The following is an 11,081-nucleotide window of genomic DNA, read 5'->3' on the forward strand; positions in this document are numbered from 1 at the left end:
TAGCGCGGACGCTGTGGCGGCGCCTAAACGGGCCGACAGCCCCGCCCGCCTTGGGTCCGGCTGCCGTTCCTTGTGGGGAACAGGACCTGTCGGTTGCGGCCGCCGTGGAGGGACTCGGAGAACCAGTAGGTGAATCCCATGTCCACGGAGGGGGCGCGGGCGTGGAGGCAGCGTCTAGAGTGGGCGCATGGCGGACCAGACGCACCTCGAGAACACTGCATACCCCGCACACCCTGAAAACCCCGAAAACCCTGCGGCACCTGGAGGTCCCGGGCACGCCGGGGACACCGACGCCTCCGACGCACTGTTGCGCGAACTCGCAGCGGCCCATGGCGTCGACGCGAGCTACTGGGGCTGGGACGGGGTGGAGCGCTCCGTGGCCGCCGGTACACTCCGGGACGTGCTGGCGGCCCTCGATATCCCCGCCAACGGGCCCGAGGAGCAGCAACGCTCCCTGGCGGAGACACGCCTGGCACCGTGGCGGCGCATCCTCCCCCCTGTTCTTGTGGTGAGGGAGGGACGGGAAACCCATGTGGATGTCCACGTCCCGCACGGCAGCGGCGTCCGCGTCTGGATCGACGCCGAGGACGGCAGCAGGCACGAGGCCACACAGCGGGAGAACTGGGACGCGCCGGTTGGCGTGGACGGCGTCCTCACCGGACGTGCCACGTTCACCATTCCCGGCGACCTCGGCCTCGGCTGGCATACCCTGAACGCCGACGCCGAAGGCACCCTGGCGCAGTGTCCGCTGGTCGTAACGCCCGGCCAGCTCCGGGCCTCTGCCGCGCTCGCGGAACGCCGCACCTGGGGGCTGACCGCCCAGCTGTACTCCGTGCGGTCCTCCCGGTCGTGGGGGATCGGGGACTTTGTAGATCTCGGTGACCTCGCCGCGGTTGCCGGTGAGCAGGGTGCCGGCTTTGTGCTGGTCAATCCGTTGCATGCCGCCGAACCAGTGCCGCCGGTCGAAGACTCCCCGTACCTGCCTGCCACACGGCGCTTTTTCAACCCGCTCTACCTGAGGGTGGAGGAAATCCCGGAATACGGCTATCTGGACGCTGCCGGCCGGGCCGAGGTGGCACGCCTGGCCGAAGGCCTGAGGGCGGCCAACCGGTCACGGGACCTTTTGGACCGCAACGCCAGCTACGCGGCGAAGCTCACGGCACTGGAACTCGTGTTCGCCGTCCGCCGCGGGCCGGCCCGCACACGGCAGTTCGCAGGGTTCTGCGCCGAGCAGGGGCAGGGACTCGAGGACTTTGCACTGTGGTGTGCGCTTGCCGAACAGCTGCCGCCGTCCGCGCCGGAATGGACCGAGGCGGCGGCATCCCCGGCGTCGCCATACTGTGTCGAGCAGCGTTCCCGGCTGGCAGCCCGAATCGAATTCCACTGCTGGCTCCAGTGGCTCTGCGACCAGCAGCTCGAGGCGGCCCAGCGTTCAGCGCGCGAGGCGGGTATGGGCATCGGCGTGGTCCATGACCTTGCCGTTGGCGTGAAACCTGGCGGTGCCGATGCCTGGACGCTGTCCGGCGTTCTTGCCGGGGGCGTTTCGGTGGGCGCACCTCCGGACATGTTCAACCAGCTGGGCCAGAACTGGTCCCAGCCGCCCTGGCATCCCGGCCGGCTCGCCGAATCCGGCTATGCCGCCTACCGGGACATGCTCCGGACCGTCCTGCGGCACGCCGGCGGGATCCGCGTGGACCATATCCTCGGCCTGTTCCGGTTGTGGTGGATCCCCGAGGGCGCCGGGCCGGAGAGCGGCACATACGTGCATTACGACTACGAGGCGCTCATCGGCATCCTGGCCCTCGAGGCGCAACGGGCGGGGGCGATCGTGATTGGCGAAGACCTGGGCGTGTTCGAGCCGTGGGTTCGCGGCTACCTGATGGAGCGGGGAATTTTCGGCACTTCCATCCTCTGGTTCGAGCACGACGCCGACGGCCCGATCCCGCCGGAGCACTACCGCCAGCAATGCCTGACCAGCGTCAACACCCACGATCTGCCCCCGACCGCGGGCTACCTTGCCGGTGAACACGTCACCTTGCGGGAATCGCTCGGGCTATTGCGGCGCCCCGTTGATGAAGAACGTGCCGAGGCCGCGGCCGAGCAGGATGCTGTCCTGGCCCAAGTCCGGGCGCGCGGCCTGCTGACGGACACCGCCACCGACGTCCGGACTACGGTGGAGGCGCTTTACGCCTACACGGCGCTTGCTCCCTCCGCGCTGTTGGGCGTGGCGCTCGTCGACGCCGTGGGGGAGACCCGGACCCAGAACCAGCCGGGCACCAGCACCCAATACCCAAACTGGCGCATCCCGCTGGCCGCTCCCGAGGGCGTGGTATTGATCGATGACCTGCCGGAACATGAACGGTTCCTGTCCCTGCTGGGCACCGTCCGGACTGCGCTCCATCCCGGAGCTTCAAAGGGACCTGAAACGGGGACTGAAACTGACCTGAGCCGGACCTGAGGAGGGGCCCGCAGACAGCCTTGGGTCTCGCCGCTACCGGCCGCTAGCATGGTCCGATGACGCGGATCGGCCGGGGCTCGCTGGCCGGCGTTTGGGCGCTGGCGATGTTGTTGGTGGGGTGCACTCCGGTGCAGCCCTTCCAGACAGGCCCGCCCGCGCCCACCCAATCCGCGCCTGCGGAGAAGACTCCTGCCGAGTCCGCGCCCCCACCTTCCAGCCAGGAGACACCTCCTGGCGCCACCCCGCCGCCGTCGCCGTATTTCGCACAGCCGGCGCCGCACCCGGCGCCGGGGCAGCAGGGCAACGGCGGAATCCAGCACATTGTGGTCATGGTCCTGGAAAACAAGGCGGCCTCGCAGGTCATGGGCACCAGCGAAGCGGGCTATTTCAACAAACTGGCGGCGGAATTCTCGACGGCCGCCAACTACCGGGCGATCATGCACCCGAGCCTGCCGAACTATATCGCCCTGACGAGCGGAACAACCGCCGGGATTACCAGCGACTGCAAACCGAAGTCGTGCACAGCGGATGTGAGGTCCATCGCCGATGAAATCACACAGTCCGGGCGGACCTGGAAAATGTATGCCGAGGGCATGCCCGCGCCCTGTGCTTCGCGGGACTCCGGGGACTACGCCGTGAAGCACAATCCGTTCATGTACTACCCAACGGTTACGAACGACTTGGGCTTGTGCACGGACCATGTTGTGCCGTACGACCGGCTGGAAAAGGATCTGCAGTCGGCGTCGGCCCTGCCGGACTTCTCCTTCATCAGCCCAGACATGTGCAACGACACCCACGACTGTCCCATCAGCACGGGAGACCGCTGGCTCTCCCGCGAGGTGCCCAGGATCCTTGGGTCGCCGGCTTTCACGACGCAGAACTCCCTGCTGGTGCTCACATGGGATGAGGGCAGCAAAGAAGACAACAGAGTGGCGACGGTATTTGCCGGTCCGGCTGCGCGGAAAGGCTTCACCTCCCATGCCGCCTACTCGCACTACTCCCTGCTGCACACCATCGAAGACGTGTGGGGGCTGACGCCCCTGACCGACCACGTCCGCAATGCGCCCCTCATGAGCGAATTGCTCAACCAATAGCGGCGGGCGGCCTTTCCCGGCCAATACACAGGAAGCACTGCCCATAATGGTCCCGAAGCTCCGGTCAACCGCTATTTGACCGGAGCTTCGCCACGTGCACCCTGGCCGGCGCAGGCGCCGTGAAGGGTTCCATTTGATAGGGGGCTTTGGGCACGGGCGAGGGGGCATGCCGATTCCTAGAATGGAGTATGGCCGGCTCCGAAGTCATTGAGGTGGAACACAAGTACTGCCCTTCGGAAGCCGACGCCCTCCCGCAGCTGGGTTCAATCCACGGGGTGGATCGCGTCGGGCTACCCGTCAACGAACAGCTGGACGCGGTCTACTTTGATACCGAGGCACTGGCGCTGGCCGCGCAGAGGATCACACTGCGCCGCCGGTCCGGCGGTCCGGACGCAGGCTGGCACCTCAAACTCCCAGTCACCGCGGGGGAGCGGCGGGAAATAGGGCAGGCGCTGGGCGGCGATCGGGATGCCGTGCCGGAGCTCTTGCGCCAGCTCGTGCTCGTTCACACCCGCAGCCATGTGCTGGTGCCCGTAGTACGCATCAAGACCAACCGGACGTCGACCCCCTTGTACGCTGCCGACGGCGCGGTCCTGGCCCACTTCAGCGACGACTATGTCGAGGCACAATCCCTGCTAGCCCCGGCGGAACCGTCGCGGTGGCGGGAGTGGGAAATTGAACTGGCCGACGGTCCCCGACAGCTGCTCCAGGACGCCGACACACTGCTCGCAGCCGAGGGAGTACCCCTATCCGGTTTGCCGTCCAAGCTGGCCAAGGCGCTCGGCCCCAACTATCCGGGTGATCCCGCTGCGGCCCCAAAGCCGGTCCGGGACGGGCCCGCCTCGGACGTCGCGCTGTCCTACATCTTCCAACAAATACGCGCCCTGAAGATGCACGACCCTGGCGTCAGGGTCGACGCCCCGGACGCCGTGCATCAACTACGGGTGGCCGCCCGCCGCCTACGGTCAGCGTTGGTGACCTTCCGGAAGCTGACGGATACGACGTCGGCCAAGGTCCTGCGGGCTGAACTGCAGTGGCTCGCCGGCGCTGTGGGACAGGCCCGGGATACCGAGGTCATCCGCGCCCGGCTGAAGGACATGATCAACGCCGAACCGACGGAACTGTTGATTGGTCCAGTTGCGCAGGAAATCGATGAGCACCTCGGCACCGTCCAGCAACAGGGCCGTGCCGCAGGCTTGGCCGCGCTGGACAGCGACCGATACTTCCGCCTCCTCGATTCCCTCGACGCGTTCCTTGCGGCACCTCCGCTCAGCGCCTCAGCACAAGAGGAAGCGCCGCAGACAGTTGGCCGGCTCGTCTCGGCCGAGCAAAAGCGCCTCAAGAAGGCGGTCCGCGCCGTCGACAGGGCCACCGGACGGGGACCGCAGGATGTCGCACTGCATGAAGTTCGAAAGAGCGCCAAGCGGCTGCGCTATGCCGCCGAGGCGGCGGCGCCGATGTTCGGCAAACACGCAAATGCCGTTGCCCGGGCCGCCGAGGGCATCCAGGAAATACTCGGAGACTTCCAGGACAGCGTCGTCACCCGGGAAACACTGCTCGCACTCGCGGCACAGTCCCCGGCCGATGGGGGCACCAGCTTCAGCTACGGGCGCCTGCATGCGTTGGAGCAGCTGCGCGGCGATCAGGCCCGCGAGCGGTTCTACGATGTGTGGCGAAAGTCCAAGCCGAAACCCCTGAACTGGGAGTAGCGGCGACATCCCAGCGCGGCGAAGGAGAGAACCGCCCATGACGGAGCCCCGCAGCGGTATTGCGGCCATATGGTCGGACGGACTCGGCCGCGCCAGCATCCGTTCCGTCCAGGCGCTCACGGTGACCGCGCTCGCCTGGGCGATTATCTGGGCAGCGACCCGCATTCCGTTCGTCATCATTCCGGTTCTGATCGCCGTGATCCTGGCCGCCGCAATCTCCCCGCTGGTCCGCTGGCTCACAGGGCGCTCGTGGCCGCGTGCCCTCGCCGTCGTTGCCTCGTTCGTGGCCATCCTCGCCGTGGTCGGCGGCGTCATCACCGGCATCGTGTTCCTCGTCTCCCGGCAGTGGGCCGAGCTCTCAGCCCGCGCCGTCGCCGGGGTTGACCAGCTGCACTCCTTCCTTACCACCGGACCTTTCCCCGTCAGCGACCAACAGATCACCGCCGCCATCGGCTCGGTGCGGGAGTTCTTCACCTCCAGCACTTTCGGTGCAGAAGCCCTCACGGGGGCACGCACTCTGGGGGAAATCTTCGCCGGCGCGGTGTTGATGGCTGTGACGCTGTTCTTCTTCCTCAAGGACGGGCCTGAGATCCGGACCTTTCTCATCGGCTTCCTGCCCGCTGACCAACGCGCCAAGGCACGCCTGGCCGCGGACCGCAGCACCATCGTCTTGGGCGGCTACGTCCGCGGCACCGCCATCGTCGCCGCGATCGACGGTCTCGTCGTCGGGATCACCCTGGCCATCATGGGGGTACCGCTGGCCCTACCGCTGGGCGTGTTCATCTTCATGGGTGGGTTCATCCCGATCGTTGGCGCCACCGTCGCCGGCACCCTCGCCATTGCCGTCGCCCTGATCTCCAATGGCCCCATCCAGGCGCTTATCGTTCTCGCCGTCGTCATCGGCGTGAACCAGCTAGAACATCACTTCCTGCAGCCGGTCCTGATGGGCAAAGTGCTCAGCATCCACGGGCTCGCCATCCTGCTGGTCCTGGCGGCGGGCACGGTGCTGGCAGGCATCGTCGGAGCGCTGCTGGCCGTGCCAATCACCGCCGTGGCCTGGACCATTCTCAAGACGTGGTCCGGCCGCGATCCGCTGGCAAAACCTGAACAGCCGGCGGGGGAGGGGCGGCAATAGTGGGTGCCGGCAGCTGGTCCAGACTCCCAAGACGGGCGCCGGTGCCCGGGGAGCCTGGACCAATGGATCGTCAGCCGTGGGCGAGGACCGTGTTGATCAGCTGGGTCAGTTCGGCTGACGCTTGCTGGGTGACCGCCGGCCCTGTCTTTACGGCAGTTGCGGCAAGGTTGCCTTTGATGCCGGTAACGGTCAGAGCAGTTTGGGCCTGGCCTGTGGCCAGGTGCTGCTTGGTGAGTGCCGCGAAGGAAATATCCCCGTTAGTCTCGGCAGCAACAGGGGTGGTCTCCGTGGTGATTTTCTGGCCGGCCGCTTCGATGGTGAAAGTCTTGCACTTCGCAGCTGAGGCTTGGGATGCGTTCAGTTGTTCGGTCATGGTTTGGGCGTCCTTGAGGGCAATGACAGTAACCACAGTTGCCGTTTTGTCAGTTGCCGAGATCGACGTGGCGCCCGCGTAGGTGCTGCCGTCCGGAATCTGGGCGTTGCTGTCAGCGAAGGACTTGCAGGCCGCTGGAGTGAATACGGCTGTCTTGAGCACTTCCTTGGCCTTGAGGATGCCCTGGTCGATTTGTGCTGACGGGACCACGGTCAGCGGCTTACCTTGGGCATCCTTCAGCGTTGTCAGCAGACCGCTCAGGTCCGCATTGCTGAAGCTCTTCGTCGGAGTCGGGGTGGGAGTGGCTGTCTGGGCTGCCGCTGGCGTTACGGGGGACGTTGCCGTCGCGGTGCCAGTGCCCGCCCCGCAACCGGTGAGGGCAAGGAATGCGACCAGGATGACGGCCGGCGGTGTGCTTCTTCGCTGCATGGGTGTCCACCTTCTCGGTTTACCGGTCCGCCTCCCGGTCTTGGGCGGCGCACTCCGGTACCGACCAGCCGAAGTGTCCCGGTAAGGACCCGGCCGGTGCGGCCTGTAGCTACTCGCCGGAAAGCCGCGTGAGGGGTGGTTTCTGTCCGTAGCCCGTGGTGACGGAAGGCCGGTGCAAGCTCCCCCTCGCGCACCGCTCCCAGACGCGATGGGGTCAGGCTACAGGCCCGGGTCGGCCGCGCAACAGAGAGTAAACTACCTGTTTTTGATTCCGTCGGGGCGAGGACAGAAAAAAACCCCTGGAATCCTTGGATTCCAGGGGTTTTCCCTTGTGCGCGGAGGGGGACTTGAACCCCCACCCCCTTTCGAGGACTAGCACCTCAAGCTAGCGCGTCTGCCATTCCGCCACCCGCGCAGGTGGTAATTCCGGGAAGTTTTCGCCTCTCAGCGTTTTGCTTTTCTCGGAAGCAGCGAGAAAGACTCTAGCACGACTTTTCCGGAAACAAATAATCGGGGCTTTGCCGGGGGTGTGAGTAGGCTGAAGCCAGCAATTGAGCCACCCGCCAAGAGGAGCCGCAATGACTGACAACCGGACCGAACCCAGGCCCGAGGACGAGGTCGTCAGGATCTGCCAAGAGCTGATCCGCATCGACACATCCAACTACGGTGACGGCTCAGGCCCCGGTGAACGCGCTGCCGCCGAATACACCGCCGGGCTCATGGCGGAAGTGGGGTTGGAGGCCGAAATCTTCGAGGCCGCCCCCGGCCGCGCCAGCGTTGTGACCCGGCTGGCGGGGGAGGACCCCTCGGCCAGCGCCTTGGTGGTCCACGGCCACTTGGACGTCGTCCCGGCCCTCCGCGAGCAGTGGTCCGTTGACCCCTTCGGCGCCGAGTTGAAGGACGGCCTGATCTGGGGACGGGGCGCCGTGGACATGAAGGACATGGACGCCATGATCCTGTCCGTGCTGCGCAACTTCGCCCGCACGGGACGCAAACCCAAGCGGGACCTCATCTTCGCGTTCTTCGCCGACGAGGAAGCCGGCGGCACCTACGGCGCCCGCTACGCCGTCGATAAGCGGCCCGAACTCTTTGAGGGCGCCACGGAAGCGATCTCCGAGGTGGGCGGCTTTTCCGCAACTATCGGCGGGCAGCGCACCTATCTGCTCCAGACCGCGGAAAAGGGCCTCTCCTGGCTCCGCCTTGTTGCCCACGGCCGTGCAGGCCACGGCTCCCAGATCAACACCGACAATGCGGTGACCAGGCTTGCCGGTGCCGTCTCCCGGATTGGCGCCTACAACTGGCCGATCGAGCTCACGCCGACCACCCGGCAGTTCCTCGACGGTGTCACCGAACTGACCGGGGTGGAATTCGATCCCGACGATCCGGACAAGATCCTGAAGGAACTCGGCACTGTGGCCCGCTTTGTCGGCGCCACACTGCAGAACACCACCAATCCCACCCTGCTCAAGGGCGGCTACAAGCACAACGTCATTCCGGAATCGGCCGAGGCCCTCATCGACTGCCGGACCCTGCCGGGGCAGGAGGAGCACATCCTGGAGATCGTCCGGGAGCTCGCCGGCACCGGAGTGGACATCAGCTATGTGCACAACGATGTCTCCCTGGAGGTGCCCTTCGCCGGCAACCTCGTCGATTCGATGATCGATGCCCTGCATTCCGAGGATCCGGGCGCCAAGGTGTTGCCCTACACGCTGTCCGGCGGGACCGACAACAAGTCCCTGAGCCGGCTGGGCATCACCGGCTATGGCTTCGCCCCATTGATGCTTCCGGACGAACTCGACTTCACCGGCATGTTCCACGGTGTGGACGAACGCGTCCCGGCGGATTCCCTGAAATTCGGCGCGCGGGTGCTGGACACCCTGCTCACCAACTACTGAGCGGACACCCGGCCATGACGCCCGAAGACATTCTCACCGGGCCGCTGCTGGAGCGGATCCGGGGGCGCGCCGCCGGGTACGACCGCGACAACGCCTTCTTCCATGAGGACCTTGCGGACCTTCAGGCGGCCGGCTACCTGAAGATCTTTGTCCCCGCGGTCGACGGCGGCCTCGGACTCGGGCTGACGGGGGCGGCGCAGCTGCAGCGCCTGCTGGCGACGGCTGCGCCGGCCACCGCACTGGCGATCAACATGCACCTGGTGTGGACCGGCGTCGCGCAGGTGCTGGCCGCCCGGGGTGACTCCTCGCTCGATTTCATCCTCCGGGAGGCCGCGCAGGGAGAGGTCTTTGCCTTCGGCAATTCGGAAGCCGGCAACGACTCCGTGCTGTTCGATTCCCGCACCGAGGCCGTGCCGCTGCCCGACGGCGGCTACAGCTTCACTGGGCGCAAGATTTTCACAAGCCTGTCACCGGCATGGACCCGGCTGGGGATCTTCGGGAAGGACTCCTCCGCCCAGGACGGCGCCGGGGAACTGGTCCATGGATTCATCACCCGGGCTACGCCCGGCTACGAGATCCTCCCGGACTGGGACACGCTCGGCATGCGGGCCAGTCAGTCCAACACGACCCTCCTGGACGGCGCCGTTGTGCCGGCGGAACGGATCTTCCGGAAACTGCCGGTGGGCCCGAACGCCGACCCCTTGATATTCGCGATCTTTGCCTGCTTCGAAACCCTCCTCGCCGCCGTGTATACGGGCATCGGCGAACGGGCCCTCACGCTCGGGGTCGAAGCGGTGAAGCGCCGGACGTCGTTCAAGAACGGCGGCCGCAGCTACGCCCAGGACCCGGACATCCGCTGGAAGGTGGCAGAGGCGGCGATGGCGATGGATGCGCTCTACCCGCAGTTGTCCCGCGTGGCGGCCGACGTCGACGAACTCGTGGACCACGGCCACCAGTGGTTCCCCCGGCTCGTGGGCCTCAAGGTCCGGGCCACGGAAACGGCGCGCGCCGTGGTGGATCTCGCGATCCGGGTGTCTGGAGGATCCAGCTACTTCCGGGGCTCTGAGCTGGAGCGGCTGTACCGGGACGTGCTGGCCGGCATGTTCCATCCGTCAGATGACGAATCGGCGCACAATACCGTGGCGAACGCCTGGCTGGGCCCGCTGGACACGTCTTAGGCGGCCTCGGACCCCGCGGCGTTCGATGCCCCTGCTCCGGCCGATGCCCGTGGCAACATTGGCGGGGAGCCCTAGACGGTGCGCTGGACCTGGATGACTTTCCGGCGCAACCAGAAACGCCGCCCGCCGCCCACGTAGAGGCGGCTGCGTTCCAATTCCCACTTGCCGTATTCGGAGTGCTCCACGAGCCGGCGGCGGGCCTCGTGCAGGGAATCCTCAGGGCCGACCGTCAGAACGAGGTACTCGTACTGCTTGACATAGTCCCGTTCCCGTCGGACCGAGCTGCTCAGAAAATGTTCTTTCATTGCTCTCCATTTTCGTCTTTTTCCGACTAACGTGAAGTCATGAGCATCGATCCGCGTGTCGCGCTTCAGTCACTGACCTCTGCATTGGAAGAACACCTGGCGGCGGCCTCCGCCCGCAGAAGTGACGGGGATCCCGCGGTCGAAGCGGCGTTCTTCGCCGTTGCTGACGCCTTTGAAGTCTACGACGACGCCCTGTACGAGGCGTATGGGGAAGTGACGCCGCTCCAAGTCATCGACGAGGACGACGACGAAGACGATGACGATATCGACGACGAAGAGGACCTCGAAATCCTGCAGAACTCGGAGAGCTGACAAAGACTCTCTGAGGGCTGGCTGATCTCGGAAATTCAAGGACCTGCGGAACCCTCTTTGCCCGGACCCGGGCCGCCTCGGACGCGTGCAGAACGGCGTGATCTTAGGTGGTGCCGTCCCTTTCCGCGCGGATATTTGAAGGCCTCCGGCTAACCGTCTTCACCGGAACTCCCCAGCTTTCGGGAGTATTCTG

At 66.1% G+C, this 11,081-nt stretch carries 9 protein-coding genes and 1 tRNA gene; 7 read left to right on the plus strand and 3 right to left on the minus strand.

Annotation, left to right across the window (positions count from 1 at the left end):
- Positions 1–187 precede the first annotated feature (187 nt).
- The 4 genes from malQ to ACFRJ8_RS11625 all read left to right on the plus strand — a co-directional run bounded on the left by malQ (position 188) and on the right by ACFRJ8_RS11625 (position 6,396).
- On the plus strand, positions 188–2,458 hold the full coding sequence (gene malQ, locus ACFRJ8_RS11610; RefSeq protein WP_377986310.1) for a 4-alpha-glucanotransferase: 2,271 nt from the start codon (positions 188–190) through the stop codon (positions 2,456–2,458).
- Between the two features lie 56 nt (positions 2,459–2,514).
- Entirely contained in the window at positions 2,515–3,552 is a 1,038-nt protein-coding gene (locus ACFRJ8_RS11615) for an alkaline phosphatase family protein (RefSeq protein ID WP_377986311.1), read from the plus strand.
- Positions 3,553–3,740: 188 nt separating this feature from the next.
- Positions 3,741–5,261 carry a CHAD domain-containing protein gene (locus ACFRJ8_RS11620; RefSeq protein ID WP_377986312.1) on the plus strand — a complete coding sequence of 507 codons (1,521 nt, stop codon included), beginning with the start codon at positions 3,741–3,743 and terminating at the stop codon, positions 5,259–5,261.
- 37 nt (positions 5,262–5,298) lie between these two features.
- Positions 5,299–6,396 carry an AI-2E family transporter gene (locus tag ACFRJ8_RS11625; RefSeq protein WP_377986313.1) on the plus strand — a complete coding sequence of 366 codons (1,098 nt, stop codon included), beginning with the start codon at positions 5,299–5,301 and terminating at the stop codon, positions 6,394–6,396.
- Positions 6,397–6,466: 70 nt separating this feature from the next.
- Here the strand turns inward: ACFRJ8_RS11625 and ACFRJ8_RS11630 are convergent, their stop codons facing one another.
- The gene (locus tag ACFRJ8_RS11630) at positions 6,467–7,198 is read right to left on the minus strand and encodes a hypothetical protein (protein WP_377986314.1); all 732 of its coding nucleotides are present in this window, start codon (positions 7,196–7,198) and stop codon (positions 6,467–6,469) included.
- A gap of 332 nt (positions 7,199–7,530) precedes the next feature.
- A tRNA-Leu gene (locus tag ACFRJ8_RS11635) sits at positions 7,531–7,613 on the minus strand.
- Between the two features lie 163 nt (positions 7,614–7,776).
- On the opposite strand from ACFRJ8_RS11635, the gene ACFRJ8_RS11640 reads away from it, so the two are divergent.
- Together ACFRJ8_RS11640 and ACFRJ8_RS11645 are read left to right on the plus strand one after the other, a co-directional pair.
- On the plus strand, positions 7,777–9,093 hold the full coding sequence (locus ACFRJ8_RS11640) for a M20/M25/M40 family metallo-hydrolase (RefSeq protein WP_377986315.1): 1,317 nt from the start codon (positions 7,777–7,779) through the stop codon (positions 9,091–9,093).
- Between the two features lie 14 nt (positions 9,094–9,107).
- On the plus strand, positions 9,108–10,271 hold the full coding sequence (locus ACFRJ8_RS11645) for an acyl-CoA dehydrogenase family protein (protein ID WP_377986316.1): 1,164 nt from the start codon (positions 9,108–9,110) through the stop codon (positions 10,269–10,271).
- A 71-nt stretch (positions 10,272–10,342) separates the two neighbouring features.
- Here the strand turns inward: ACFRJ8_RS11645 and ACFRJ8_RS11650 are convergent, their stop codons facing one another.
- The gene (locus ACFRJ8_RS11650; protein ID WP_377986317.1) at positions 10,343–10,576 is read right to left on the minus strand and encodes a DUF5703 family protein; all 234 of its coding nucleotides are present in this window, start codon (positions 10,574–10,576) and stop codon (positions 10,343–10,345) included.
- A gap of 39 nt (positions 10,577–10,615) precedes the next feature.
- Here ACFRJ8_RS11650 and ACFRJ8_RS11655 point away from each other — a divergent pair, with 39 nt between their 5' ends.
- A complete protein-coding gene (locus tag ACFRJ8_RS11655) occupies positions 10,616–10,888 on the plus strand; it encodes a hypothetical protein (RefSeq protein ID WP_377986318.1) in 273 nt (90 codons plus the stop codon).
- Positions 10,889–11,081: the final 193 nt, after the last annotated feature.

This window comes from Arthrobacter sp. NPDC056886 (genome assembly GCF_042788715.1).
GTDB lineage: Bacteria > Actinomycetota > Actinomycetes > Actinomycetales > Micrococcaceae > Arthrobacter.